At 71.9% G+C, this 25,060-nt stretch carries 22 protein-coding genes; 11 read left to right on the forward strand and 11 right to left on the reverse strand.

Going from position 1 to position 25,060, the window contains the following annotated elements; genetic code table 11:
• Positions 1–156: 156 nt before the first annotated feature.
• The 5 genes from ACIRR8_RS12240 to ACIRR8_RS12260 all read left to right on the forward strand — a co-directional run bounded on the left by ACIRR8_RS12240 (position 157) and on the right by ACIRR8_RS12260 (position 2,692).
• Positions 157–753 (forward strand): hypothetical protein, encoded by a 597-nt coding sequence (locus ACIRR8_RS12240; RefSeq protein WP_404062606.1) that lies wholly within the window; start codon positions 157–159, stop codon positions 751–753.
• Positions 754–837: 84 nt separating this feature from the next.
• Positions 838–1,017 carry a hypothetical protein gene (locus ACIRR8_RS12245; RefSeq protein ID WP_015609335.1) on the forward strand — a complete coding sequence of 60 codons (180 nt, stop codon included), beginning with the start codon at positions 838–840 and terminating at the stop codon, positions 1,015–1,017.
• Between the two features lie 111 nt (positions 1,018–1,128).
• Positions 1,129–1,599: a BlaI/MecI/CopY family transcriptional regulator gene (locus tag ACIRR8_RS12250; RefSeq protein ID WP_404062444.1), complete on the forward strand. Its 471-nt coding sequence runs from the start codon at positions 1,129–1,131 to the stop codon at positions 1,597–1,599.
• A 9-nt stretch (positions 1,600–1,608) separates the two neighbouring features.
• Positions 1,609–2,190 (forward strand): amino-acid N-acetyltransferase, encoded by a 582-nt coding sequence (locus tag ACIRR8_RS12255; RefSeq protein WP_404062447.1) that lies wholly within the window; start codon positions 1,609–1,611, stop codon positions 2,188–2,190.
• Between the two features lie 166 nt (positions 2,191–2,356).
• The gene (locus ACIRR8_RS12260) at positions 2,357–2,692 is read left to right on the forward strand and encodes an Lsr2 family protein (protein WP_356754364.1); all 336 of its coding nucleotides are present in this window, start codon (positions 2,357–2,359) and stop codon (positions 2,690–2,692) included.
• Here the strand turns inward: ACIRR8_RS12260 and ACIRR8_RS12265 are convergent.
• Positions 2,671–3,294 carry an SCO3374 family protein gene (locus tag ACIRR8_RS12265; RefSeq protein WP_404062451.1) on the reverse strand — a complete coding sequence of 208 codons (624 nt, stop codon included), beginning with the start codon at positions 3,292–3,294 and terminating at the stop codon, positions 2,671–2,673. The genes ACIRR8_RS12260 and ACIRR8_RS12265 overlap by 22 nt on opposite strands.
• A gap of 451 nt (positions 3,295–3,745) precedes the next feature.
• Here ACIRR8_RS12265 and ACIRR8_RS12270 point away from each other — a divergent pair, with 451 nt between their 5' ends.
• The gene (locus ACIRR8_RS12270; protein ID WP_404062454.1) at positions 3,746–6,274 is read left to right on the forward strand and encodes an ATP-dependent Clp protease ATP-binding subunit; all 2,529 of its coding nucleotides are present in this window, start codon (positions 3,746–3,748) and stop codon (positions 6,272–6,274) included.
• An 82-nt stretch (positions 6,275–6,356) separates the two neighbouring features.
• On the opposite strand, the gene ACIRR8_RS12275 is transcribed toward ACIRR8_RS12270, so the two are convergent.
• A complete protein-coding gene (locus ACIRR8_RS12275; RefSeq protein ID WP_404062457.1) occupies positions 6,357–9,605 on the reverse strand; it encodes an NACHT domain-containing protein in 3,249 nt (1,082 codons plus the stop codon).
• The gene (locus ACIRR8_RS12280; protein ID WP_404062459.1) at positions 9,602–9,964 is read right to left on the reverse strand and encodes a trypco2 family protein; all 363 of its coding nucleotides are present in this window, start codon (positions 9,962–9,964) and stop codon (positions 9,602–9,604) included. The genes ACIRR8_RS12275 and ACIRR8_RS12280 overlap by 4 nt, the downstream gene beginning before the upstream one ends.
• A gap of 458 nt (positions 9,965–10,422) precedes the next feature.
• Here ACIRR8_RS12280 and ACIRR8_RS12285 point away from each other — a divergent pair, with 458 nt between their 5' ends.
• Complete coding sequence (locus ACIRR8_RS12285; protein WP_404062462.1) at positions 10,423–11,136, forward strand: M23 family metallopeptidase; 714 nt, start codon at positions 10,423–10,425, stop codon at positions 11,134–11,136.
• Positions 11,137–11,337: 201 nt separating this feature from the next.
• On the opposite strand, the gene cseC is transcribed toward ACIRR8_RS12285, so the two are convergent.
• The 5 genes from cseC to ACIRR8_RS12310 all read right to left on the reverse strand — a co-directional run bounded on the left by cseC (position 11,338) and on the right by ACIRR8_RS12310 (position 16,157).
• Complete coding sequence (cseC, locus tag ACIRR8_RS12290; RefSeq protein WP_404062464.1) at positions 11,338–12,675, reverse strand: two-component system sensor histidine kinase CseC; 1,338 nt, start codon at positions 12,673–12,675, stop codon at positions 11,338–11,340.
• Positions 12,676–12,709: 34 nt separating this feature from the next.
• Positions 12,710–13,426: a two-component system response regulator CseB gene (cseB, locus tag ACIRR8_RS12295; protein ID WP_404062467.1), complete on the reverse strand. Its 717-nt coding sequence runs from the start codon at positions 13,424–13,426 to the stop codon at positions 12,710–12,712.
• A gap of 18 nt (positions 13,427–13,444) precedes the next feature.
• Positions 13,445–14,098 carry a hypothetical protein gene (locus ACIRR8_RS12300; protein WP_404062469.1) on the reverse strand — a complete coding sequence of 218 codons (654 nt, stop codon included), beginning with the start codon at positions 14,096–14,098 and terminating at the stop codon, positions 13,445–13,447.
• A gap of 119 nt (positions 14,099–14,217) precedes the next feature.
• A complete protein-coding gene (locus ACIRR8_RS12305; RefSeq protein WP_404062472.1) occupies positions 14,218–15,093 on the reverse strand; it encodes a SigE family RNA polymerase sigma factor in 876 nt (291 codons plus the stop codon).
• 149 nt (positions 15,094–15,242) lie between these two features.
• Entirely contained in the window at positions 15,243–16,157 is a 915-nt protein-coding gene (locus tag ACIRR8_RS12310) for an A/G-specific adenine glycosylase (RefSeq protein WP_404062474.1), read from the reverse strand.
• A 324-nt stretch (positions 16,158–16,481) separates the two neighbouring features.
• On the opposite strand from ACIRR8_RS12310, the gene ACIRR8_RS12315 reads away from it, so the two are divergent.
• A complete protein-coding gene (locus ACIRR8_RS12315) occupies positions 16,482–17,249 on the forward strand; it encodes a hypothetical protein (RefSeq protein WP_404062609.1) in 768 nt (255 codons plus the stop codon).
• Positions 17,250–17,512: 263 nt separating this feature from the next.
• Here the strand turns inward: ACIRR8_RS12315 and disA are convergent, their stop codons facing one another.
• Together disA and radA are read right to left on the reverse strand one after the other, a co-directional pair.
• A complete protein-coding gene (disA, locus tag ACIRR8_RS12320; RefSeq protein WP_404062477.1) occupies positions 17,513–18,637 on the reverse strand; it encodes a DNA integrity scanning diadenylate cyclase DisA in 1,125 nt (374 codons plus the stop codon).
• Positions 18,638–18,718: 81 nt separating this feature from the next.
• Complete coding sequence (gene radA / locus ACIRR8_RS12325; RefSeq protein ID WP_404062480.1) at positions 18,719–20,140, reverse strand: DNA repair protein RadA; 1,422 nt, start codon at positions 20,138–20,140, stop codon at positions 18,719–18,721.
• Positions 20,141–20,299: 159 nt separating this feature from the next.
• Between radA and ACIRR8_RS12330 the strand changes: the two genes are divergently transcribed.
• Positions 20,300–22,174, forward strand: a complete 1,875-nt coding sequence (locus ACIRR8_RS12330) for a hypothetical protein (RefSeq protein ID WP_404062483.1) — start codon at positions 20,300–20,302, stop codon at positions 22,172–22,174.
• 13 nt (positions 22,175–22,187) lie between these two features.
• Here the strand turns inward: ACIRR8_RS12330 and ACIRR8_RS12335 are convergent, their stop codons facing one another.
• Positions 22,188–23,039: a hypothetical protein gene (locus ACIRR8_RS12335; protein ID WP_404062486.1), complete on the reverse strand. Its 852-nt coding sequence runs from the start codon at positions 23,037–23,039 to the stop codon at positions 22,188–22,190.
• Between the two features lie 39 nt (positions 23,040–23,078).
• Between ACIRR8_RS12335 and ACIRR8_RS12340 the strand changes: the two genes are divergently transcribed.
• Both ACIRR8_RS12340 and ACIRR8_RS12345 read left to right on the forward strand, forming a co-directional pair.
• Entirely contained in the window at positions 23,079–24,029 is a 951-nt protein-coding gene (locus ACIRR8_RS12340) for a Ppx/GppA family phosphatase (RefSeq protein ID WP_404062488.1), read from the forward strand.
• A 168-nt stretch (positions 24,030–24,197) separates the two neighbouring features.
• Positions 24,198–25,028 carry a sugar phosphate isomerase/epimerase family protein gene (locus ACIRR8_RS12345; protein ID WP_404062612.1) on the forward strand — a complete coding sequence of 277 codons (831 nt, stop codon included), beginning with the start codon at positions 24,198–24,200 and terminating at the stop codon, positions 25,026–25,028.
• Positions 25,029–25,060 lie beyond the last annotated feature (32 nt).

Raw genomic sequence — 25,060 nt, forward strand, 5'->3', positions numbered from 1 at the left:
GGCCGCGCAGGCGCGGCGTACCTGCGGGAACGGCGGTGGGCGACGGCCCGTGGCACCGTTCGCGGACGCCGCGCCACCGACGACCAGTTAAACGGATTTTGTCCATTTAGCACGTATTGTCGCGCTATGCCCACGCCCTACGGTTCACGAGGCGGCATGGCGTTCAGCGCGGACGAGCTGCGGGTGCTCCGACGTGCCCTCGCCATCGCCCTCCACCCCATGCCCCTGTCCGACGAGGATGTCCAGGACTGCCTGCGGCTCGCGGGCTCCGTGGACGAGGCGGTCGGGGAGGCGGGCCGGCTGCGAGCGTTCCTCCTCGCCGACCTCGCCCGCTACCGCGCCGCCCTCCCCGGCTCCGTCATTGGCTACCTGGAGCTGCTCCAGGACGCCCTGGCGGCCGGTTACGACCCCCGCCCGGACGATCTGGCGGCCCTGCGCGCGCTGCGCGGTAAGCCGCTCGCGGCGGCGCTTCTGGAGCGCTGTCAGATCCTCGCCGAGCGCTCCGTACGGGCCCGGCTCGCCGGCCGCTCCGCCGCCGCGTCGGCCCCCGGCCCGCGCTCCAGGCTGCTCGCGCTGCCCGGCGGCCGGGCCGCCGACCGGGAGCCGGACCGCCCGAAGGCCCCGGCCGCCCCCGCCCCCGCCCCCGGCCGCTCGCCGGCTCCGGGGTCGCGCCCGGCGCCCAAGCCGTCCGAGGTCTTCCCGCGCCGCCGCCCGTCGCCGCCACCGGCGGAGGAGGAGCGCGCCGCCGGCTGACCGGGCTCACATGCGACGGATTGCGGCGGCCTCCACCGGGAGGCCGCCGCAATCCGTTGTACCGGGCTCGCTACTCTGGACGGCATGGACTACGTATCCGCGCTCGTGCCCCCCGTGGTGATGGCCATCTTCTTCATCGGCCTGGTCGTGACGATCGTCAAGAGCCAGGGCGGTCCGAACAAGGCCAAGGAGGATGACGCCGTGGACGCGGCGATCGCCCGCGCGGAATCCGTGAAGCAGACCGCTCGTCCGGAGAATGCCTGACCGCACGGTCCGTTCCTCGCATCCCCGGAGCGCACGGCTCATGAGAGCCGTGCGCTCTTTTGGCTCTGTGAATAACCAGCCATTCGGGACATGTGGCACTAAAGTGAGCCCGTGCCCCGTCAATTGGGAGAGCTGGAAGACGCCGTGATGACGCGCGTCTGGCAAGGGAACCGTCCGGTCACCGTGCGGGAAGTCCTCGAGGACCTCCAGCAGGAACGGTCCATCGCCTACACGACGGTGATGACGGTAATGGACAATCTCCATCAGAAGGGCTGGGTCCGCAGGGAAGTGGACGGCCGGGCATATCGATATACGGCCGTGTCCACCAGGGCCGCCTACTCGGCCGCACTGATGAACGAAGCCTGGTCGCAGAGTGACAACCCGGCCGCCGCACTGGTGGCGTTCTTCGGCATGATGTCGCCGGAGCAGCGCGAAGCACTTCAGGACGCGGTCCGCATGGTTTCCCCCGGTGCGGCGGACACGCCTGCGGGCAATCCGGGGGACAACCCGCCGGAACCGGCCGCCGCGAACGCCGAAGGCGCTGACCCGGTCGATGACACGGAGTCCGAGGGCGGGCGATAGCGTCGGCCCATGTCCTCAGAGCAGCCGCAAACCGAACCGGATACCGAACCGGATACCGACTTTCATACCGACCCGTCGGTAAATAGACCCGCCATCACCGTCCGCCGGGCCAGGACGAGTGATGTGCCATCCGTACGCGGGCTCCTCGACGGCTACGTCTCCGGCGGCATCCTGCTCGACAAAGCGACCGTCACCCTTTACGAGGACATCCAGGAGTTCTGGGTCGCGGAACGCGACGAGGATGCCCGGGTCATCGGCTGCGGCGCTCTCCATGTCATGTGGGAAGACCTCGCGGAAGTCCGGACACTCGCCGTCGACCCCCGCATCAAGGGGGCCGGGGTGGGGCATCACGTACTGGAGAAGCTTCTGCAGACGGCCCGCTGGCTCGGGGTCCGCAAGGTTTTCTGCCTCACCTTCGAAGTCGACTTCTTCGCGAAGCACGGGTTCGTCGAGATCGGAGAGACTCCGGTCGACACGGATGTCTACAGTGAGCTGCTGCGTTCGTACGACGAGGGCGTCGCCGAGTTCCTCGGTCTCGAACGAGTGAAGCCGAACACCTTGGGCAACAGCCGGATGCTTCTGCACCTGTGATGCGCGGATGATGCGCTCAAGCCGCGGCATCATCCCGGCATCCCTATGTCCGAATCGCGTACGTTTCCCGTGTTCTCGCGCTCCCGAACCTCTCCCGGGGGTTTGTGTTTTCCCGAGAAAAGCGGTTTCCTTTCCGCGTACTCCATTTTCGATGAAAGGAAATCCCGTGGCACAGAAGGTTCAGGTCCTTCTTGTCGATGACCTCGACGGTGTCGAGGCGGACGAGACCGTGACGTTCGCGCTCGACGGCAAGACGTACGAGATCGACCTCACCACGGCCAATGCGGACAAGCTTCGCGGTCTTCTCGAGCCCTACACCAAGGGCGGTCGCCGCACCGGTGGCCGTGGAGCGACGGGCCGCGGCAAGGGCCGTGCCGTGGCCGGTGGCAACAAGGACACCGCGGAAATCCGCCGGTGGGCGCGGGAGAACGGCCACAATGTGAATGACCGCGGCCGCGTTCCCGCCGAGATCCGTGAGGCTTACGAGAAGGCCAACGGCTGATCTGCCGGACTGCCCTTACGCAGGCCGGCCCGGGCACGCGACAACCGGACCCGATGGCATTCCGTCGCCGCGGCGTCCACCAGTCGCACGAGATCGGGGGCATCCTCACCGCTGCTCCCGAAGCCCGCGAGAGCGGGCAGCGCCGGCCCGGGCGCAAGCCCCGGCTCGGGGGGCCGCAGCCACACGGCGGCCCCCGGCGAGCCCGCACCACCCCGGGGTGACGGAGCTGTGACCCGGCCCCCGGCCCCCACGGCGGTCAGATCCGGCGCGATCGGGCCCCACTCCAGCCAGTCGAGCAGCCCCGGCAGCTCGTCGGCGCCGCCCGCGGCGACCAGCAGCCCCATCCGTACGCCGCTCAGCAGTACCGGCCCGGTCCGCACGGGGCGGCGCAGCAGGGCGTGACCGGCCTCGGCGGGAAGCTCCAGCACGTCGAAGCGGACCCCGGTGACCAGCCGCACGGGATCGTGCCCCTCGGTCGCCCAGCCGAGCCCCTCCTCGTACCACCGGGTGAGCGCGACGGGGCCGGGACCGACGGGACCGGGACCGACGGGATCCGGACCGGTGCCGGATGAAGGTCGGGGCGGCGGAACGGTGAAGGCCATGTCCGATGAACCGCTGAACCGACGGCGAAGTTACGCAGGGTTCCCGGACGATCACGTGGGGTCCGGGTCCCGGGGGCGCGCAGGAGCGTGTCGGAGCGCAAGGTTGTTCGCCCGTAGCGGAGGGAACCGGGGCGCGCCGCATGGACTGTCAGTGATTGCGGGTAAGACTTTCCCTAGTGGGAAGGGGCGACACGCTGGCCGAGGCGTCTCACGTTCGCCATCGGCGTACTGGCGAAAGGGGTATCTGCCTGGCCTGCGGGAACATCGTCTCGCACCATCGGGTTGGAGCAGTTGTCAGCTGTTCGGCAGTAAGAATCCCCGCCCGGTGCGGGGTGATCCGGACGGATGTCGGCAGTTGGAATGAGCTGTCCCGTCCTGCGGGACTAGCATGCGGAAGGACTGGGAGGGGACCGACCCCTCACTGACCGACCGCTCTGAGGAGCGATTAACGATGTTCGAGAGGTTCACCGACCGCGCGCGGCGGGTTGTCGTCCTGGCTCAGGAAGAAGCCCGGATGCTCAACCACAACTACATCGGCACCGAGCACATCCTCCTGGGCCTGATCCATGAGGGTGAGGGTGTCGCCGCTAAGGCCCTGGAGAGCCTCGGGATTTCGCTCGAGGCGGTCCGCCAGCAGGTGGAGGAGATCATCGGGCAGGGCCAGCAGGCTCCGTCCGGCCACATCCCCTTCACCCCGCGAGCCAAGAAGGTCCTGGAGCTGTCGCTCCGCGAGGCCCTTCAGCTGGGCCACAACTACATCGGCACCGAGCACATCCTGCTCGGCCTGATCCGCGAGGGCGAGGGCGTCGCCGCCCAGGTCCTCGTGAAGCTGGGCGCCGACCTGAACCGGGTCCGGCAGCAGGTCATCCAGCTGCTTTCGGGCTACTCGGGCGGCAAGGAGACGGCGGCCGCCGGCGGCCCCGCGGAGGGCACGCCCTCCACCTCCCTGGTGCTCGACCAGTTCGGCCGGAACCTCACCCAGGCCGCTCGTGAATCCAAGCTCGACCCGGTCATCGGGCGCGAGAAGGAGATCGAGCGGGTCATGCAGGTGCTGTCCCGCCGGACCAAGAACAACCCGGTCCTCATCGGCGAGCCCGGCGTCGGCAAGACGGCGGTCGTCGAGGGCCTGGCCCAGGCCATCGTCAAGGGCGAGGTGCCCGAGACCCTCAAGGACAAGCACCTCTACACCCTGGACCTCGGCGCCCTGGTCGCCGGTTCGCGGTACCGGGGTGACTTCGAGGAGCGCCTGAAGAAGGTCCTCAAGGAGATCCGCACCCGCGGCGACATCATCCTGTTCATCGACGAGCTCCACACGCTCGTCGGAGCGGGTGCCGCCGAGGGCGCCATCGACGCGGCTTCGATCCTGAAGCCGATGCTGGCCCGCGGTGAGCTCCAGACCATCGGTGCCACCACGCTCGACGAGTACCGCAAGCACCTGGAGAAGGACGCCGCTCTTGAGCGCCGCTTCCAGCCGATCCAGGTCGCGGAGCCGTCGCTGCCGCACACCATCGAGATCCTGAAGGGTCTGCGCGACCGTTACGAGGCCCACCACCGGGTCTCCATCACGGACGAGGCCCTCGTCCAGGCCGCGACCCTGGCCGACCGGTACATCTCGGACCGCTTCCTGCCGGACAAGGCGATCGACCTGATCGACGAGGCCGGCTCCCGGATGCGCATCCGCCGGATGACCGCGCCGCCGGACCTCCGCGAGTTCGACGAGAAGATCGCGGGTGTCCGCCGCGACAAGGAGTCGGCCATCGACTCCCAGGACTTCGAGAAGGCAGCCTCCCTCCGCGACAAGGAGAAGCAGCTGCTGGCGGCGAAGGCCAAGCGGGAGAAGGAGTGGAAGGCCGGCGACATGGACGTCGTCGCCGAGGTCGACGGCGAGCTGATCGCCGAAGTCCTGGCCACGGCCACCGGCATCCCGGTCTTCAAGCTGACGGAGGAGGAGTCCTCCCGTCTGCTGCGCATGGAGGACGAGCTCCACAAGCGCGTCATCGGCCAGAAGGACGCCATCAAGGCCCTCTCGCAGGCGATCCGCCGTACGCGAGCCGGCCTGAAGGACCCGAAGCGCCCCGGTGGCTCGTTCATCTTCGCCGGCCCGTCCGGTGTCGGTAAGACGGAGCTCTCCAAGACGCTCGCCGAATTCCTCTTCGGCGACGAGGACGCGCTGATCTCCCTCGACATGTCGGAGTTCAGCGAGAAGCACACGGTTTCCCGCCTCTTCGGCTCGCCTCCCGGTTACGTGGGGTACGAGGAGGGTGGCCAGCTCACCGAGAAGGTGCGCCGCAAGCCGTTCTCCGTCGTTCTCTTCGACGAGGTCGAGAAGGCCCACCCCGATATCTTCAATTCCCTGCTCCAGATCCTGGAGGACGGTCGCCTGACCGACTCCCAGGGCCGGGTCGTGGACTTCAAGAACACGGTCATCATCATGACGACCAACCTCGGGACCCGGGACATCTCCAAGGGCTTCAACCTGGGCTTCGCCGCCCAGGGCGACGTGAAGACCAACTACGAGCGCATGAAGGTCAAGGTCAACGAAGAGCTCAAGCAGCACTTCCGGCCGGAATTCCTCAACCGTGTCGACGACACGGTGGTCTTCCACCAGCTGACCGAGGAAGACATCATCCAGATCGTCGACCTCATGCTCGCCAAGGTCGACGAGCGGCTCAAGGACCGCGACATGGGTATCGAGCTCAGCTCCGAGGCCAAGTCGCTCCTGGCGAAGAAGGGCTACGACCCCGTGATGGGCGCCCGGCCGCTGCGCCGGACGATCCAGCGGCAGATCGAGGACGTCCTCTCCGAGAAGATCCTCTTCGGCGAGCTGCGCCCCGGTCACATCGTGGTCGTGGGCACCGAGGGCGAGGGTGACGACAAGACGTTCACCTTCCGCGGCGAGGAGAAGTCGGCCCTGCCCGACGTCCCCCCGATCGAGCAGGCGGCAGGCGGCGCCGGCCCGAACCTGACGAAGGACGCGTGACACCCGTATAGGGCGTCATTGAAGGGGCTGCCCCGGAATCGGCTTCACGGCCGGGTCCGGGGCAGCCCCTTTTTCGCGTGCTTCAGCCGGGAGGTGCGTCGAGCCGGTCGCCCAGCTCCTCCGCCCCGATCAGACGCTGCCGGGGCAACCCCGTGACCCGCACCCGCAGGTCCGGCCAGGAGTGCAGCGGCGTGAGATCCAGTGGGCGCAGGCCGGAGGCGCCCAGGTCGAGTTGGGTGACCCCGGGGAAGAGCGGTCGCAGCATCCCGAGGTCACCGGCGTGGTCAGGGGCCGTTACGAACAGCTTCTCCACGGAGGGTACGGACACCGCACGGGTTGGCCGGTGTGCCCAGGGGAAGGCGGGGAGGCGGAGCGCGGTGATCCGGGAATGCTCCCGCAGCGCGTCGAGGGCATCGTCGAACGCGGCGAGTTCCCTGACCTCCAGCTCCCTGAGCGACTTCCAGGCACCGAGCCCGTCCAGGGCCAGTGGACGCCCATTGAGCACCGCCAGCTCGGTGACACCAGGGTTGGCCGCTATCTCGCTCAACCGGTCCGCCTCAAGGCGCCGCAGCACGAGATAGGACAGGGCGGGCAGATCGGCCAGCGGAGCCAGGTCGGCAGGGGACGCATCCGGCGTGTTCAGAAACAGGGTTCTGAGCTGGTGGAGCCCGGCGAGAGGCGTGAAGTCCCGGAGTGCCGGGCACCATCCGAGGCTCAGTAACGACAGGGAGTCCGCGAAGGCACTCAGGAACGAGAGCCCGGCGAGCGGTTCGGCCCTACTCAGGAGCAGCCTGTCGATCCGGATGCCCGTCAGGGCCGCACCGATCTCCGCATCGGTCAGATCCAGGCGCAGGGACAGTGCCGGAACATACGGAAGGTGACGCAGCGCCCTCAACTGCTGCCGGTCGCTCACCGTGAGGACCGCGCGCCGGAGGTCGCAGTGCGTCAGTACCTGGGCGGTGTATGCCTCGGGCGGAAAGCGTTCCCACGCTTCCGCGAAGAATCTGCCCAGCTCCGGGCGCGCCAGCGCCCAGGCGCGGGCGTGGGGGATCGCGGAGGCTCCCCCGATGCCGGTGATCAGGGTGGCCACAAGCCGGGCTTCCGGCCCGGTCCCGGGCGTCGTGCGCGGATCGGGCAGAAAGGCCAGCGCCGCCGGCCCGAGCCGGGCCAGGGCAGTCACCTGGTCGTCGCTGACCGGCGGGAAGAGCGCCGCCGTACTCTCCCGGACGCCCGCCCGTACCGCATCGTCCAGCCAGGTCGCGTGCTGGGCGCACAGGGCGGCCAGCACGTGGACGGTGGTACGCGCCGCCGACTGGTCCCCATGCCGCAGACCCGCGTCGAGCAGACCCCGTACGAGCAGGGTCAGTTCCCGCCGCCCGCAGTGCCCCGCCGCCAGCAGGATCACGTCCTGCCAGGTCTCCTCCCCCGCGTGGCGCAGCAGTTCGTTGAGATGGTCGTCCTCGACGAACTCCTTGGCCGCCAGGTAGTCCTGGAAGGTGCGGTGGATGAACTGGTAGGTGTCGTCGGAGCGTTCCTGGAGCAGGCCGCTGCGGTTGAGCAGGTGCGTGAGGATCCTCTCGGGCAGGCCCTGGGCGCTCACCCGCTCCATCCCCGCCAGCGCCCGGCCGAGCTGGCGCAGCGCCTGCTCCCGCGTGAACTCCGACTGTCCCTCGCGGACCAGCCAGACCGCGATGCGCTGGAGGAGCTGGGCGTGCTCCTCGACGCTCAGGTTGATGCCCTCCGGGTCGCCGATCCGGCGGCGGCGGTCGCGCTGGCCGAGGAGCATCTCCAGGGCCGAGCGGTACAGCTGCCAGCGAGTCTCCGGCAGGAAGCCGTCGCGGCGGCGGTGCAGGGCGCAGATCACCGCGCAGAGCAGAGGCGCACGGGCCAGGTCACGGAGCGTGGGATTCTGGTCGAACTGGCGGGAGAGGTCGCGTTCCAGTTCGTCCAGGCGTTCGGCGTCGTCGTCTTCGGAGACCCGGGCCGCCCGGTGCCAGGAGGCCACGAACGCCTGGATGTCCTCGTTCCGCATCGGCAGCAGCCGTAGCTCCGCGAAGCCCTCGGAGCGCAGCCAGTCCGGTTCCACGGCCAGCGGTCGTACGGTCGCCACGCACCGGGTCTCCGGGTAGCGGGCCAGGAGCTGCGACAGCCACGCGTGCGCCTGCTCCCGGTCCTCCCGCGGCACCTCGTCCAGCCCGTCCACCAGCAGCAGGGCCCGCCCGGACTCCAGGATCCGGCCGGCCCATCCCTCCGGGGCCGCGTCGACCACCAGGCCTGCCGCGCTCGTCAGCTCCGCCGGGCCCGGGAACGTACCACCACGAGCCCGCAGGGTGCGCAGCGGCACCACGAAGGGGACCAGGCCGTTCAGCGGGGCCAGGTCGTCGTCCAGGGTGCGGGCCGAGGCGTGGGCGGCCAGCCACCACAGCAGCGTCGTCTTGCCCGCGCCCGCCTCGCCGCGCAGCAGGACCCGGGGGCGGTCGGTGAGGAGGGTGTCGATGCGCTGGGGGAGGGGCGGGGCTGGTGCGGACCGGTCCTGTGCCTGGGCCTCCAGGCTGAGGTAGGCCGTGTCCAGGTCCCATGCGGAGTCGTGCCGGCTCAGCTCGTCGAGGCCGAAGACCTTCGTACGGCGGTACGCGACGCCGAGCGCCTGCGCGTACTCCGCCTCGTACCGCAGGTCCCTCGGGAAGTGGCCGTGGACGCGTTCCGCCCGCAGCAGGGTGCCGGTCCTGCGGTAGGCCTGCACGAAGGGCTCCGCTGCGACGACCGGGCCGAGCGGTACGCACTCCACCCGGCGGCCCTCCCGCCGCTGTGGGACCTGGCGGACGATGCCCAGGAGGATGTCCCCGGCGAAGACCGGGCCGCCGGACAGTCCGGACAGGGCCGGCGGCTCGTCGTCAGGGCCGGTGGCGGGCGGGCCGTCCAGCTCGCAGACCAGCAGGTCACGCACGCGGCCCGCCATGGGCAGGACCGTCGTCGTGTACTGGTCCACCTCCAGCCGCCGGTCCGGCCCGTACCGCTGTACGCGCGGGAAACCGGTGATGTCGCACCCCGGGATCGCCTCGGTGGTGTCCACCATGCCGAGCCGGACGGGGGCGACCCGCCGCACCGGTCCGGCGGCCTCCAGCAGCGCCACGTCCAGCCGGTCGTCGATCCAGGCGACGGCGGCCGGCACGCGGTCCTGGTGGGCGGGGTGGGCGACCACGGCGGGCCCTGCCCCGACCACATGGGCGCAGGTCAGGATCAGCCGGTCGGTGAGCAGGACTCCGCTGCCCTGGAGGGAGCCGAAGACAGCCACCGTACGGTCGCCGGGGTAGGTGGTCATGACGCTCATGGCCGACCCGCCCCGTCACCGTCCCCGAACCCCGCCGTCGACCCGTCGTCCTCCGTCCCGATCGCCCACGCCTCCCCGGTCACCGCGTTCCGCGGGCTCAGCGTGAAGGCGACCTTGTGCGTGCGGCCCGTGGAACGCGACGCGTCCGCGCCCGCCTCGACCACCCACGCCTTCACCTTGCCGCCCGCCTTCGCCTCCTTGCGGAGTTCGAGCGTGAACTCCATCTGGATGTCCCCGACCGCGAAGGCGAGCGGGCGGCCCGTGGCCCGTGCGGCCGCCTCCACCAGCTGGTTGCGGATGGATTCGACGGCATCGGCGAGCTCGATGCCGTCGAAGTCATGGGTGTTCTCGGCCGTCATGCTGGTCCCCCCGGGGCGCGGATCCGCTTTCCCGTCAGCGTAGTGATGGAGCGGGCCGAAGGTCCCGAATCGGACGGACTTAGGTCCCACCGGCGGTGACAAGGCGCACAGGCCGAAACAGGCCTACTACCCGTGCTAGGAGATGGCGCCGAAGCCGGGCGAGGGACCTTCGGCCCGGCGGAGACAGGCCGGGTCGGCGCGGCGGGCGATACAGCCCGTTCGCGGTGCCATGTCCAGAAAAGTGCCCGTAGAACAGCGTTTAAACCTCATTCGGGTGAGGGATTTCGTCGCCCGCCGCGGGCTCCCGAAACGGGACAACCGAGACGAATTCCCAGCCCCTTCTCTACGGCTTTTCTTCGTAGATGGGGTGTTTGAGCACCGGCGGGGGTGCGGGTTACCAAGGTGGAGCAAGCCCGGACAGCACGCCGGGTCCACTCACCTTCGGAGGACTTCACCGTATGAAGCGCGCAACGAACCAGCACACCATCCGCCCGTCCGCCTCCCGCATCCGTGGCGCAGTCCTGGCCGCCGGCCTGGGAGCGTCCGTGGTGCTGGGTGCAGGCTCGGCGTTCGCGGCCGGCAACGCCGACGCCGCCGCCCCGCTCGCCGCGGGCAGCGCCGCCGAGTCGGTCGCCCAGCAGGCGGCCGCGCAGAGCAAGGCCGCCGAGACGGCCAAGAAGACGGCGGCCAAGAAGGCCTCCGACGCGAAGAAGAAGGCCGAGGACAAGAAGAAGGCGGCCAAGAAGAACGCCGCCTCCTGGAAGGCCCCGGTCAAGAAGTACACGCTGAGCGCCAGCTACGGCACCGGTGGCGCCCGCTGGGCCGCCAAGCACTCCGGCCAGGACTTCGCCGTCCCGGTCGGCACCCCGGTCACCGCCGCCCACACCGGCACCATCGTGAAGGCCGGCCCGAACGGCGGCGGCGACGGTCCCGCGTACGGCAACGCCATCGTGATCAAGCACTCCAACGGCAAGTACTCGCAGTACGCGCACCTGTCGAAGATCAACGTGAAGATCGGCGAGAAGGTCAAGACGGGCGAGAAGATCGCCCTGTCCGGCAACACCGGCAACTCCAGCGGCCCGCACCTGCACTTCGAGATCCGCACCAGCCCGAACTACGGCTCGGCGCTCAACCCGGCCGCGTTCCTCCGCTCGGTGCACGTCTCCATCTGATCCGGCCGGCGTAACCGCGCGGACCTGCCGGAGAGACCCGGCGGCCGCGCAGCACAACCGAAGAGAGTTCAGTGGACCCGTTACACCCCGGTACCCGGGGCGTGCGCCCGGGTCACCCGACCGACGGCGACGTCGAGGACAGCCTCACGGCTCACTCCTCGGGGTCGCCGTCGGCGTCGTACCCGGTGGATCCCGGGAACCTCACCCTTGCGGCTGCCGCTCGTCCGCCGTCCTCAGCATCGGGAAGCTGCCCGTCGCCGTCGGCGCGTGTTCCGGCAGCCACAGCACCGCGATCGCCCCGCCCGTGCCCTCCGCCGCACCCACCGGCCCCGCGTTCCGGAAGGTCAGCCGGGCCCCCAGCACCCGCGCCTGGCCCGCCGCGATCGTCAGGCCGAGCCCGTGTCCGTGGCCGGCCCGGTCCATCGAGCCCGTACGGAACCGGCTCGGCCCGTCCCGCAGCAGCTCCTCCGGGAACCCCGGACCGTGGTCCCGGACCCGTACCACCCGGCCCTCCACCGTGACCTCCACCGGGGTGGAGCCGTGCTTGGCGGCGTTGCCGAGGAGGTTGCCGAGGATGCGCTCCAGGCGGCGCGGGTCGGTGGAGACCCAGGACTCGTGCACCACCCGCACGGTCACGTCCGGGTCCAGCAGAGCGATCCGCCGGCTGACGAACTCCCCGAGCGGCAGCTCCTGGAGTTCGGCCCGCTCCGACGCGCTGTCCAGCCGGGCCACCTCCAGCACGTCCTCGACCAGCGTCCGCATCGCCTGGGCCCGGTCCCGTACCAGCTCGGTCGGGCGGCCCGGCGGCAGCAGCTCGGCCGCCGTGAGCAGCCCGGTCACCGGCGTACGCAGCTCATGGGCGATGTCCGCGGTGACCCGGCGCTCCGCCTCGATCCGCTCGTTCAGCGCGTCGGTCAGCGCGTCGACCGCCCGCGCCAGCTCGTCCGTCTCGTCCCGGACGACCCCGCCGACCGCCTCCCGGACCCGTACGTCGGTGTGGCCCTCGGCGACCCGGCCCGCCGCGGCCGCCGCCTTGCGCAGCCGGCGCGAGAGCTGGCCGCCGATGAGGACGCCGAGCGCGCAGCCGCCGAAGACGACGGAGACCGATCCGATGATCAGCGCCCGGTCCAGGTCGTCCATGATCGTGGCGGAGCGGTCCGCGAACCGGGTGTGCAGCGAGAGCACGTCCCCGTTGGCCAGCGGAACGGCCGCCCAGACGTCGGGCACGCCGTCGGCGGTCTCCGTGACGTGCGTGGCGCGCCGGTTCTTGCGGACCTCGTCGCGCAGGCTCGGCGGGATGGCGGGATCGTTGAGCTTCGCGCCGAACTTCGGCCCGTTCTTCTGCATGCTCGTCGCCTCGTAGAACCGCTGCGCGCCGAGCAGCCGCTCCAGCTGCACCTCGCGGGCGTTCTCGATCATCGAGACGCGGGCCGCGTTGTGGACGACGAGGCTCAGCGCCACCGCGATGAGCGCGCCGACCGCGGCGATGGCGATGCTGATCTTCCAGCGGACACCGGTCCGCAGCGCCAGTCGTTTCATCCGCCTGTCACCGGCCGCTTCCCCTGTAGCCGGCTCATCCGCGCAGCTTGTAGCCGAAGCCGCGGACCGTCTCGATCCGGTCCTGGCCGATCTTGGTGCGCAGCCGCTGGACATGGACGTCCACGACCCGGGTGTCGCCGCCCCAGCCGTAGTCCCAGACCCGTTCCAGGAGCTTGTCGCGGGAGAGTACGGTGCCGGGCGCGGAGGAGAACTCCAGCAGCAGCCGCATCTCGGTCGGCGTCAGCGCCACCTGCTCACCGCCGCGCCGCACCTCCATGCCGTCCGTGTCGACCTCCAGGTCGCCGAAGACCAGCACCCCGCCGAACCCCTCGGCCTCCCCTTCCGTACCGCTCTGGCCCTGGCCGCCCTCCGGCCCGGCCGCGTGGCCGAAGCGGCGCAGCACGGCCCGGATGCGGGCGACCAGGACCGCGCCGTCGAACGGCTTGGTGACGTAGTCGTCCGCGCCGGCCTCCAGGCCGAGCACCACGTCGATGGAGTCGGCCCGCGCGGAGAGCATGATCACCGGTACGGTCGACTCGTCCCGGATGCGGCGGCACAGGCTCACGCCGTCGAGCCCCGGCACCATCACGTCGAGCAGCGCGATGTCCGGCCGGTCGGCGCGGAAGGCCTCCAGGCCGGAGAGCCCGTCGGGCATCGCGGTGACCGTGAAGCCGACCCGCTCCAGAGCGAGCTGGGTGGCCTCACGGATGACATCGTCGTCCTCGACGAAGAGGACGTGGGTCTCGGCCATGGACGTTGCGTCTCGCTTTCAGTTCCCGCTCGGGTCGGCCGGTTCCACCGGTTCCGCCTGCGTGGGCGCCTCGATGTCGCCGCCGTCGTCGACGGCACGGCTGAAGTCGTTGTGCACCCGGTCGTGCTCGGTGAAGCGCTCGTCGGCCCAACGGTAGGTGACCACCTCGGAGCCGGACGGATAGGCGAGCGGGTCCTTCGATCCGTAGATCTGCGTGGTCACCACGAGGTCGCCGCGGTCGATGGTTCCGTAGACGGCCGGCACCTCGGCCATGAAGACGTTCTCGTACGAGCCGTCCTCGCGGGCCCGGTAGACGTACGTGCCCATTCCGACGGAGTCGGCGCAGCTCATCACGTTGACCACGACGTCGGTGGACGGGCCGCCGGTCATCCTGCCGTACGAGGTGTCGACCGGGTAGGCCTTGCCGGCGCAGGGCTGGAGCCCTTCCCGGACCCGCTCGCTGACGGTCGGGTCGCCCTTGAGGAGGGCCACGACGTCGACGCGCCGGGTGGGCGGGGCCGTGCCGGAGATGGTGGGCCGGGGCGAGACCTGGGCGACGGGCTGGCTGCCGGCGGGGCCCTCGTCGCGGGTGCCGGTGCCGCCGGTGCCGCAGCCGACGCAGAACAGGCCGAAGGCGGCGAGTCCGGCCAGGGCCGTACCACTCGCCGCCACACCTGCCCGGAACCCGCGGTTCCGGCGGGGTCTCCCGGAGGCGCCCCCGTCGTCGGCGCCGGTCCGGCTGTCTCCGCCGTTTCCGCTGCCGCTCCTGCCGCTGTCGTCGCTGCTGGCTGTCAGGCCGCGCACCGCTCCCGCCCCCGCTCGTCGTGACGCCCGTCGCGGAGCGCCGCCGTGTGTCCCCGCGCCGCCGTGACCGAGGTGACCGCCACCGTGGTGGAGGCGGTGGCCGCCGAAGGGGCGGTGGCCCTCGTCCGCTGGGCCGGGACCCGGCCGGTGGCGGCGGGCGCCGCGCTGCGGACGGTTCCGTTCCGCCGCGCGTTCCCGGTCTCCGGGACGCTCCCGGCCCGCCGCTGGTTCCCGGACGTCCGGGCGCTCCCGGCTTCCGGGGCACCCCCGGCCGCCCTGGCGCTCATCGCCTCCCGCCGGGCCTCGGCCTCTCGGTGGCCACCGGTCTCCCGTCGTCCCCCGGTCTCCCGGGCGACCGCCTCGCGGCTCGTCAGCTCCCGGCTCTCCAGCTCCTGCCGCAGCCGCGCCAGCGCCCGGTGCAGGGTGCTCTTGACCGTACCGACCGACATGCCGAGCGCCGCCGCCGTCTCCTCCGTACTCATCTGCTCCCAGTGTCGCAGCACGACCACGCTGCGCTGCTTCGGAGCCAGGATCCCGAGGATGTCCATCAGCAGGGCGCGGTCCGCGCGCTGCTCACTGCCGTCGTCGACGCTCGCGTCGGGCAGCTGCTCGGTGGGCACCTCGTCGAGCTTGCGCGCCCGCCACCACTCCGTACGGGTGTTGATCATGACGCGGCGGAGGTAGGCGTCGGCCAGGGACTTGTCGGCGATGCCGTCCCAGCGGCCGTACGTCCGCACCAGCGCGGTCTGGAGAAGGTCCTGGGCGTCGACGGGATCGGGGACCAGGCGCCGTGCGCTGCGCAGCAGCGCCTCCTGCCGTGTGCGTACGTAGTCCTCGAATGCGAGCACCTCGCCCTGCGCCATCACAACCGCCTCCGTCCCCGTGAATCCCCGTGTACCGCTGTCGGAGACGCTACGGAGGCGTTGTCACGAGGTTGTGCGGAGCAGCCGTACGCCGACGCACGGCTGTCCATCGGTTGTGTAACAGCGCCGGGCGAGGTGCCAGGGGCCGCCTACGTCAGCGGCAGCCGGTACCGGCCGTCCGCCAGCGGTTCGACCAGCCCGTCGGCCACCAGTCCGTCCAGTGCCCGGGCCCGCTGCACCGGCTCCTCCCACACCGCGTCCAGAGCGGCCTGGGGTACGGGAGTGAGCGCGTCCCGCAACACCGCGAGCAGCCGGCCCCGCACCTGCCGGTCGGTCCCCGCGTACGTCTGGCCCTTGCGCGGCGGCCCTTCGTGCGCGGGCTTCCCGGCCAGCCGCCACGCGCACTGCGAGGCGATCGGGCACCGCTCACAGCTCTCGTTGCGCGCGGTGCACACGAGCGCGCCGAGCTCCATCGTGGCCGCCGCCCACCGGGCCGCGCGCTCGTCCTCGTCCGGGAGCAGGGCGCGGGCCAGCTTGCGTTCGGCGGCGGTGGTCGCGTTCGGCGGGTACTGGATGCCGTTCGCGGCGCGGGCGAACACCCGGCGGACGTTCGTGTCGAGCACCGCGTGGCGCTGTCCGTACGCGAACGAGGCCACGGCCGCCGCCGTGTACTCGCCGATCCCGGGCAGCGCCAGCAGCTGGCCGTGCTCGCTCGGTACGTCACCGCCGTGCCGTTCCGTTATCGCCTGCGCGGCCCCGTGCAGCCGCAGCGCGCGGCGCGGGTAGCCGAGCCGGCCCCAGGCGCGGACCGCTTCCCCGGGCGCCTCGGCGGCCAGGTCGGCGGGGCGGGGCCAGCGGGCGAGCCACTGTTCGTACACCGGGAGGACCCGGCTCACCGGGGTCTGCTGGAGCATGAACTCGCTGACCATCACCCCCCAGGCGCCCGCTTCGGGGCGGCGCCAGGGAAGGTCGCGGGCGTGCTGCTCGAACCACCCGATGACGGGGGTGTGGAGGGAGGCGGCGGCGGAGGGCGTCTGGGGGGAAGTCGAAGTCATGGCAGTCATGGCACTGACGATCCTGGCACGGAAGCCGGGAGCGGTGTCGCGGACGCGGGGGTGTCGGGCCGCACGGCGGTCCCGGCGGGTGAGAACGCCACCCGTTCTGTCCCCTGTGACCGGGTCCGCGACCGGCCACCGTGATGATCATCGGGAAAACTTGATGATGATCGGCAAAACTTGTGACCGGAGCGGCGGGTGGGGCCTGAGACGGCCGCGATCTCTCGTACAGTTTGGCGCGTGGGATCTATGCGCAATCCGGTCGGTCCGCTTCCCTCCAGCATCTACTGGCGCCGAAGGGCGGTAGCGGGGCTTCTGGTTGCGCTGCTCGCGGTGCTGATCGCCTGGGCGGTGACCACCACCGGAGGAGGCGGCACCCAGGACGACGGCAAGCCCGGCGGCTCCGACCCGGTCGAGTCGATCACCCCGGGACCCGGCAGCTCCGGCCCGGCGATCAGCCAACAGCCGGGCGGCCGCGACGAGTCGGACGGCTCGGAGGACTCCGGCGGCGGGAGCGGATCCGGTGGCACCGGCGGCTCCGGTGGCTCCGGCGGTGACGCGGGTGCGGGCTCCGGCGGCGGTGCGGGATCCGACGGTACGTCAACAGGCGGCGCGGACACGGCCGGTGCGGGCTCAGGTGGCTCGGGCTCCGGCGGCTCCACGACCGGCCAGCAGGTCCCGGCCAACTCCCCGCTCCCCGCATGCAAGCCCGGCGGGCTGGAGTTGACCCTGCGCACGAAGGTCAGTTACGGCCCCGACGACCGGCCCAAGTTCGAGATCATCGCCCGCAACACCTCGTCGGCCGCCTGCAAGGCCGACCTCGGGCCGAAGAACGTGGTGCTCACGGTCACCGAGGCGAGCGCGGAGAACGACGACGTGATCTGGTCCTCGAAGGACTGCCCCGCGGCTCCGGGCCCGCTGTTCCTCCAGGTCCCGGCAGGGGCGACGATCGTGCACACGGTGGACTGGAACCGGGTCCGCTCGGCGCCCGACTGCGCCACGCCGCCGCCCGGCAAGGCCGCGCCCGGCACGTACCTCCTGGAGGCGGAGACCACCGGCACGAAGATCCGCCCGGCCTCCTTCGTCCTGAAGAAGGACTAGCCGCACTCCCGGCCCGTCCGGGGCCCCTCAAGCCCGCACCGGGCGCGCCTCCCGGCCCGTCCGGCGTGCGAGGACGGAACGGTCCCCGTGGAAGGCCTCGCCCTCCCGGCCCAGGGCCGGCCCATGCGCACCGCCCGCCCCGCCCAGGCTTCCGTCCCCGAACGCCGGACGGGCTGAATGGGTGCGGCCGCCATCCGCCGGACAGGCCGAGAGGCGCGCCGGACAGGCTGGATGGGTGCGGCCACAGCGTCGGTGCGGCCGGCTCAGACGTACCGCTCCAGGATCGACGACTCCGCCAGCCGCGACAGCCCCTCGCGAACGCTGCGGGCCCGGGCCTCGCCCACCCCGTCCACCGTCTGGAGATCGTCCACGCTCGCGGCAAGAAGCTTCTGCAGGCCCCCGAAGTGCTCCACCAGCCGCTCGATGATCGTCCCAGGAAGCCTCGGCACCTTCGCCAGCAGGCGGAAGCCCCGCGGCGACACCGCCGAGTCCAGCGTCTCCGGCGAGCCGCTGTACCCCAGGGCCCGCGCCACCACCGGCAGCTCCAGCAGCTCCGTGTGACTCAGCGCGTCCAGCTCCGTCAGCGCCTCCGCCACCGTGCGCGACCGTTTCGCCGTCGGTTCGGGCACATAGTCCCGGACCACCAGCTCCCGCTCCGGCTCCACGCCCGCGATCAGCTCGTCCAGCTGGAGCGAGAGGAGCCGGCCGTCGGTGCCGAGCTCGACCACGTACTCCGCGATCTCCGTCGCGATCCGCCGCACCATCTCCAGCCGCTGCGCCACCGCCGTCACGTCCCGGACGGTGACCAGGTCCTCGATCTCCAGCGCGGAGAGCGTGCCGGCCACCTCGTCCAGGCGGAGCTTGTACCGCTCCAGCGTGGCGAGCGCCTGATTGGCCCGGGACAGGATCGCGGAGGACTCCTCCAGGACCCGCCGCTCCCCGTCCACGTACAGCGCGATCAGCCGCATGGACTGGGAGACCGAGACGACGGGGAAGCCGCACGCCTTGGAGACCCGGTCCGCCGTCCGGTGACGGGTCCCCGTCTCCTCCGTGTGGATCGAGGCGTCCGGCACCAGCTGCACACCGGCCCGCAGGATCTTGGTCATGTCCTTGTCGAGGATCAGCGCCCCGTCGAGCTTGCACAGCTCGCGCAGCCGGGTCGCGGTGAACTCCACGTCCAGCACGAACCCGCCGGTGCACATCGACTCGACGGTCTTGTCCATGCCCAGCACGATCAGCCCGCCGGTGTTGCCCCGGAGAATGCGCTCCAGGCCGTCCCGCAAGGCCATTCCGGGCGCGACCGCGCTCAGCGAGGCGCGCATCAGCGCCTCGTTACCGGTGCCTTGGCCGGACTTTCCGGGCGTTGTCGCCCGGTCGTTGGCTGCCACTGCACTCCTCCGGTCGACAGGTTCGCGGTGCCCCGGCGTCCCCCGTGCCGTGTCCACGGGCGGGCGAGACCAGGGCAAAGTCTACCGGCGCGCGTTGTCTTCCTGACGAGGCTGCGGCGCCTCCTGACGAGACCGGCGCGGGAGGACCCGCAGAGCATCCCCCATGTCGGCGACTTCTGTGACCTTCATACCCGAAGGAACCCGTCCCGGGTCGGTCGGGACCAAGGCGTGGGTGAAGCCGAGACGGTGTGCCTCGGCCAGTCTCCGCTGGACGCCGGTGACCCGTCTGACCTCGCCCGCGAGACCCACCTCACCGATCGCGACCAGGTTCTTCGGGAGCGGGGTGTCGCTGGCGGCGCTGGCCAGCGCGAGTGCGATCGCCAGATCGGCCGCCGGCTCTGTGAGCTTCACACCGCCGACCGTCGCGCTGTAGATGTCCCGCTTGCCGAGCGCGCTGATCCGGCCGCGCTGCTCCAGAACGGCGAGCATCATCGAGACCCGGGAGGTCTCCAGACCGGAGGTGGTGCGCCGCGGCGAAGGGATCTGCGAGTCGACCGTGAGCGCCTGCACCTCGGCGACCAGCGGCCGCTTGCCCTCCAGCGTCACCGTCAGACACGTGCCCGGCACCGCCACGTCGCGCCGGGTCAGGAAGAGGCCCGAAGGGTCGGCGAGGCCGGTGATGCCCTCGTCGTGCAGCTCGAAGCAGCCGACCTCGTCGGTCGCCCCGTATCGGTTCTTGACGCCGCGCACCAGGCGCAGCCGGGCGTGCCGGTCGCCCTCGAAGGAGAGCACCACGTCGACCAGGTGCTCCAGCAGCCGGGGCCCGGCGATCGCGCCGTCCTTCGTGACATGGCCGACGAGCAGCGTGGCCATCCCGCGCTCCTTGGAGGCCCGGATCAGCGCCCCGGCCACCTCCCGGACCTGGGCCATCCCGCCGGGCGCGCCGTCGATCTCCGGCGAGGCGACCGTCTGCACCGAGTCCAGGATCAGCAGCGAGGGCTTCACCGCGTCCAGATGCCCGAGCACGGCCGACAGGTCGGTCTCCGCCGCGAGGTAGAGGTGGTCGTTGATCGCCTTGATCCGGTCGGCCCGCAGCCGGACCTGGCTCGCGGACTCCTCGGCGGTCACATAGAGCGTGCGGTGGTCGTCGCTCGCCGCCTTGGCCGCCACGTCCAGCAGCAGCGTCGACTTGCCGACGCCCGGCTCGCCCGCCAGCAGCACGACGGCCCCCGGCACGAGCCCGCCGCCGAGCACCCGGTCCAGCTCACCGACGCCGGTGGACCGCGCGGTGGCCTGGCGGCTGTCGACCTGGCCGATCGGCAGCGCGGCGGTGGAGACCCGGCCGGCCGCGGTGGTGCGCACGGCGGGGGCGCCGCCGAACTCCTCGACCGTCCCCCACGCCTGGCACTCGGGGCAACGGCCGAGCCATTTGGCGGTGGTCCAGCCGCATTCGGTGCAGCGGTAGGACGGCCGGTCCTTCGCGGATTTCGTACGGGCAGCCATGGCGTCACCGTATAGGTGGGGTCTGACAACGCCCGCCGCACGGGGGCGCGAGGTGGTGCCGCCGCACGCAGGGCGCACGGAAGCACTCCGCATGGATTCCGTGATCCCCGGGCCGCGGAACCCGTGATTTCACGGGATACGTTCACCCGTAAGGGTTAAATGTGCTCAAGGGGCGCCAAGCGCACGTACTCCTCTGTCTACGGTCACCGGGTGACGAGCAGCAGGATCCAGGCCCCCACGCACACCACCGGCGCACACGGGGCGCACCGGCGAGCACCGCACGCCTCCACCCAGCGGCCGGCCGCTCGTCACGAGCCGCACCTCGACGGCCTGTTCACCTACTGCCTCTCCGTGCTCTGCGACCACGACGCGGCGACCGAGGCGCTCGGTGCCGTCCTGGCGATCGCGGAGCGGCACGGAGCCCGGTGCCCCGAGGCCGAGGAGGAACATCGATCCTGGCTCTACGCCCTGGCCCGCTGGACCTGCCTGCGCACCCTCACCGAACGCGGACGCGGACGCGGACGCCAGGCCCACCGCAGGCCCGCTCCGGCGCCGACCACCGCCAAGGGCCAGGAGAACGCGCCCGGCGAGGACGCGCCCGCCACCCCCGAGGACGCCGCCGCCCCCGCCCCCGCCGAGTCCCCGGCCGCCGAGGCCCGCCGCCGGGAGCTCGCCACGCTCGCCTGGCCCGAGGCCGCCGGCACCACCCCGGAGCAGCGCGAAGCGCTCGAACTGGCCGTACGCCACCGGCTCACGCCCAGCGCCGTCGCCTCCGTACTCGGCCTGGCGCCGGTCACCGCGCGGGAGCTGCTGGCGGCGGCGGCCTGCGAGGTCGAGCGCACCCGGGCCGCGCTCGCCGTCGTGGAGACCGCCGGCTGCCCCACCGTCGCCGGGCTCACCGGCGACCACCAGGTGCTCCTCTCCGCCGCCCTCCGCCGCGAGCTGGTCCGCCACGTCGACGACTGCCCGCGCTGCCGCCGCGCCGCCGAACGGGTCGACGCGGCCGGACCCTGGCCCGGCGCCACCGTCGCCCCGGTCACCGCCCGCCTGCCGCTCGTCGAAGCCCCGCGCCCCTCCGTCCACGTCGCCCTGGCCCAGGCCCGCCGCACCCGCTCCGGCGGCCCCCGCTTCGGCCGCACCGGCTACCCGCTCGACCCCAAGGACCATGCCGCCCGCCGGGACCGGCTGCGCGCCCGGGTCGTGACGACGACGGTGGTCGCCACCGTGGTCGCCGCCCCGGTGATCGCGCTGTGGGCCGCGTACCGGGGCGCCCCGCTCACCGGCGAGGGCCATGACGGCTCCAAGGTCACCGCCACCGAGCTCGAGGGCGCGGAGGAGCACAGCGACGACCCCGGAACGTCGTACGAGAAGACCGGCAACGCCCGCCCCGGCGACCGGCGCGGCGTCCACTCGCCGGACGTCACGGCCGAGGTGGTCTCCACCGGCGGCGACCGCGAGAGCGCGGGCCGCCTGACCGTCACCGCCCGGACCTCCGGCGCGCTCACCACGATCACGCTGACCGCCTCGGCCCGCGGCCCGGTCGACTGGACGGCCGCCACGGACGCCCGCTGGCTGCGCCTGAACCGTACGGCGGGCACGCTCGCGGCCGGGAAGTCCACCACCGTCACGGTCGCGGTCGACCACGCGGCGGCCCCGCGCGGCCCGTGGCGGGCCCGTATCGCGCTGGACCCGTCCGGCTCAGCGGTGATCATCGACGGTCACGGCGCCACCGCCCCGCCCACCGGCAGCACCCCGGACCCGACGCGACCCGCCCCCGGCACCCCGGACCCCACCGACGGAACCGGCCCACGCCCGACCGACCCGACCCCGACCGACCCGACCCCCACCGATCCGGGCCCGAGCTCCACCGACCCCGGCCCGACCGATCCGGGCCCGACCCCCACCGATCCGGCCCCCACGGACCCCACCCCCACCGACCCCGCCCCGACCGACCCCACGGACCCGCCCGACCCGGACCCCACGGACCAGCCCCCGACGGACTCCGGCCCCAGCGAACCGGGCCCGACGGAGTGACGGCTCCTGAGAGCTACTTACCGGTCACCGGAGGGTCCGCCGGATGCGGCGCCATCGGCAGCAGCGAGGACAGCCGCTCCTCGCACAGCTCGACCAGCCGGTCGTACCCCTCCTTGCCCATCAGCTCGACCAGCTCCGGCCGGTAGCTCACGTACACCGGCTCCCCGGCCCCGTGCGCCGAGGTCGCCGAGGTGCACCACCAGTGCAGGTCGTGCCCGCCAGGACCCCAGCCCCGCCGGTCGTACTCGCCGATCGTCACCTGGAGCACCCGGGTGTCGTCGGGCCGGTCGATCCAGTCGTACGTCCGCCGTACCGGCAGCTGCCAGCACACGTCCGGCTTGGTCTCCAGCGGCTCCTTGCCCTCGCGCAGCGCCAGGATGTGCAGCGAGCAGCCCGCACCGGCGGCGAACCCCGGCCGGTTCTGGAAGATGCAGGACCCCTCCCAGCGGCGCGTCTGCCGCTCGCCGTCCTCGTCGACGTCGACCCAGCCCGTCTCCGTACCGACGTCGTGGAACTGCCACAGCTCGGGGGTGAGCCGCGCCACGTTCTCGGCGACCCGCTTCTCGTCGTCCTCGTCGGAGAAGTGCGCGCCCAGCGTGCAGCAGCCGTCGTCGGCGCGGCCCGCCTGGATGCCCTGGCAGCCGCTGCCGAAGATGCAGGTCCAACGGGAGGTCAGCCAGGTCAGATCGCAGCGGAAGACCTGCTCGTCGTCGGCCGGATCGGGAAACTCCACCCAGGCCCGCGCGAAGTCGAGGCCCTTCTCGTCGGACGGGTCCGGTCCGTTCGCCTCCGGCTGTGACGCCTGCTTGTTCGACTTCGGTTTCTTCGTGGCTTTGTCCTGCTTAGCCTTTTTCGTCTTTGGCACGCGGACAGCGTAAGTCCGATGGCGCAGTAGCGTTCCCCTATGAGACTCGGAGTCCTCGACGTGGGATCGAACACCGTTCACCTGTTGGTGGTCGACGCCCACCCCGGCGCCCGCCCGCTGCCCGCCCACTCGCACAAGGCCGAGCTCCGGCTCGCCGAACTGCTCGACGAGACCGGTGCGATCGGCCCGCTCGGCGTGGACCGGCTGGTGGCGACGATCGCCGGGGCGGTCCAGGCGGCCGAGGACAAGGGGTGCGAGGACGTGCTGCCGTTCGCCACCTCCGCCGTGCGCGAGGCGACCAACGCGGACGAGGTCCTGGAGCGCGTACGGGTCGAGACCGGTGTCGACCTCGCCGTCCTCAGCGGCGTGGAGGAGGCCCGGCTGACCTTCCTGGCCGCCCGCCGCTGGTTCGGCTGGTCGGCCGGGAAGCTGCTGATGCTGGACATCGGGGGCGGCTCGCTGGAGATCGCCTTCGGGATCGACGAGGAGCCGGACATCGCCGTCTCCCTGCCGCTCGGCGCGGGCCGCCTCACCGGCGCCTGGCTCACGGCGGACCCGGCCGATCCGGAGCAGGTCAAGGCGTTGCGCCGGCATGTGCGGGCCAGCATCGCGCGGACGGTCGGCGAGTTCAGCCGGGCCGGGCGGCCGGACCACGTCGTCGCCACCTCCAAGACGTTCAAGCAGCTCGCCCGGATCGCCGGCGCCGCCCGCTCCGCCGAGGGGCTCTACGTCCAGCGCCGCCTCAGCCGCAGCGCCCTGGAGGAGTGGGTCCCCAAGCTCGCGTCGATGACCGTCGAGGAGCGCGGCCGGCTGCCCGGCGTCTCCGAGGGCCGGGCAGCGCAGCTGCTCGCCGGAGCACTGGTGGCGGAGGGGGCGATGGACCTGTTCGGCGTGGAGGAGCTGGAGATCTGCCCGTGGGCGCTGCGCGAGGGCGTCATCCTGCGCCGCCTGGACCACCTCCCGGTGGAACGGGCCGCGCTGCCCGGCTGACTTAGGGCGGTGGACGTACGCGTAGGCCCTACGGCGGTGGACGCACGGCGGTACGCGACGCTCAGCACCGGTCACGTAAGGTCACCGAACCATGGCCCTGATCACTTTCCGCCAGGGCCCCTCGGCGCCGCGCACCGGTGCCCGTACGCTGTCCAGGTGGCAGAACCAGTGGTGCGCATCCCCGATGCGAAGGTCGCCCTGTCAACGGCCTCGGTCTACCCCGAGTCCACCGCGACGGCCTTCGAGATCGCGGCGCGCCTCGGGTACGACGGCGTCGAGGTCATGGTCTGGACCGACCCCGTCAGCCAGGACGTCGAGGCCCTGCGCCGGCTCTCCGACTACCACCAGGTCCCGATCCTGGCGGTCCACGCGCCCTGCCTGCTGATCACCCAGCGCGTCTGGTCCACCGACCCGTGGGTCAAGCTCCAGCGGGCCCGCGCCGCCGCCGAGAAGCTCGGCGCCTCCACGGTCGTGGTGCACCCGCCGTTCCGGTGGCAGCGCAACTACGCCAAGGACTTCGTGACCGGGATCTGGCGGATGGCGGACGAGACGGACGTCCGGTTCGCCGTCGAGAACATGTACCCGTGGCGGTACCGGGACCGCGAGATGCTCGCGTACGCCCCCGACTGGGACGTCACCAACGACGACTACCGGCACTTCACGGTCGACCTCTCGCACACCGCGACCGCCCGCACCGACAGCCTCGCCATGGTGGACCGGATGGGCGACCGGCTCGCGCACGTCCACCTCGCCGACGGCAAGGGGTCGGCCAAGGACGAGCACCTGGTGCCGGGCCGCGGCGACCAGCCGTGCGCGGAGCTGCTGGAGCGCCTCGCCCGTACGTCGTTCGACGGCCATGTCGTCATCGAGGTCAACACCCGGCGGGCGATGTCCTCCGCCGAACGCGAGGCCGACCTCGCCGAGGCCCTGGCGTTCACCCGCCTCCACCTCGCCTCGGCCGCCACCACCGACCCGGCCCCCGGACCCAGCCGCCCGTGACCGAGGACCACCGGCGCCCGCGCCCGGCCTCC

It is taken from the genome of Streptomyces sp. NPDC101178, from assembly GCF_044767965.1.
Taxonomy (GTDB): Bacteria; Actinomycetota; Actinomycetes; order Streptomycetales; family Streptomycetaceae; genus Streptomyces.

Coding starts and splice junctions, on each gene's coding strand:
- ACIRR8_RS12240 (WP_404062606.1), top strand. CDS start 157: ATGGCGTTCAGCGCGGACGAGCTGCGGGTGCTCCGACGTGCCCTCGCC.
- ACIRR8_RS12245 (WP_015609335.1), top strand. CDS start 838: ATGGACTACGTATCCGCGCTCGTGCCCCCCGTGGTGATGGCCATCTTC.
- ACIRR8_RS12255 (WP_404062447.1), top strand. CDS start 1,609: ATGTCCTCAGAGCAGCCGCAAACCGAACCGGATACCGAACCGGATACC.
- ACIRR8_RS12265 (WP_404062451.1), bottom strand. CDS start 3,294: ATGGCCTTCACCGTTCCGCCGCCCCGACCTTCATCCGGCACCGGTCCG.
- ACIRR8_RS12270 (WP_404062454.1), top strand. CDS start 3,746: ATGTTCGAGAGGTTCACCGACCGCGCGCGGCGGGTTGTCGTCCTGGCT.
- ACIRR8_RS12275 (WP_404062457.1), bottom strand. CDS start 9,605: ATGAGCGTCATGACCACCTACCCCGGCGACCGTACGGTGGCTGTCTTC.
- ACIRR8_RS12280 (WP_404062459.1), bottom strand. CDS start 9,964: ATGACGGCCGAGAACACCCATGACTTCGACGGCATCGAGCTCGCCGAT.
- ACIRR8_RS12285 (WP_404062462.1), top strand. CDS start 10,423: ATGAAGCGCGCAACGAACCAGCACACCATCCGCCCGTCCGCCTCCCGC.
- cseC (WP_404062464.1), bottom strand. CDS start 12,675: ATGAAACGACTGGCGCTGCGGACCGGTGTCCGCTGGAAGATCAGCATC.
- cseB (WP_404062467.1), bottom strand. CDS start 13,426: ATGGCCGAGACCCACGTCCTCTTCGTCGAGGACGACGATGTCATCCGT.
- ACIRR8_RS12305 (WP_404062472.1), bottom strand. CDS start 15,093: ATGGCGCAGGGCGAGGTGCTCGCATTCGAGGACTACGTACGCACACGG.
- ACIRR8_RS12310 (WP_404062474.1), bottom strand. CDS start 16,157: ATGACTGCCATGACTTCGACTTCCCCCCAGACGCCCTCCGCCGCCGCC.
- radA (WP_404062480.1), bottom strand. CDS start 20,140: ATGGCTGCCCGTACGAAATCCGCGAAGGACCGGCCGTCCTACCGCTGC.
- ACIRR8_RS12330 (WP_404062483.1), top strand. CDS start 20,300: ATGTGCTCAAGGGGCGCCAAGCGCACGTACTCCTCTGTCTACGGTCAC.
- ACIRR8_RS12340 (WP_404062488.1), top strand. CDS start 23,079: ATGAGACTCGGAGTCCTCGACGTGGGATCGAACACCGTTCACCTGTTG.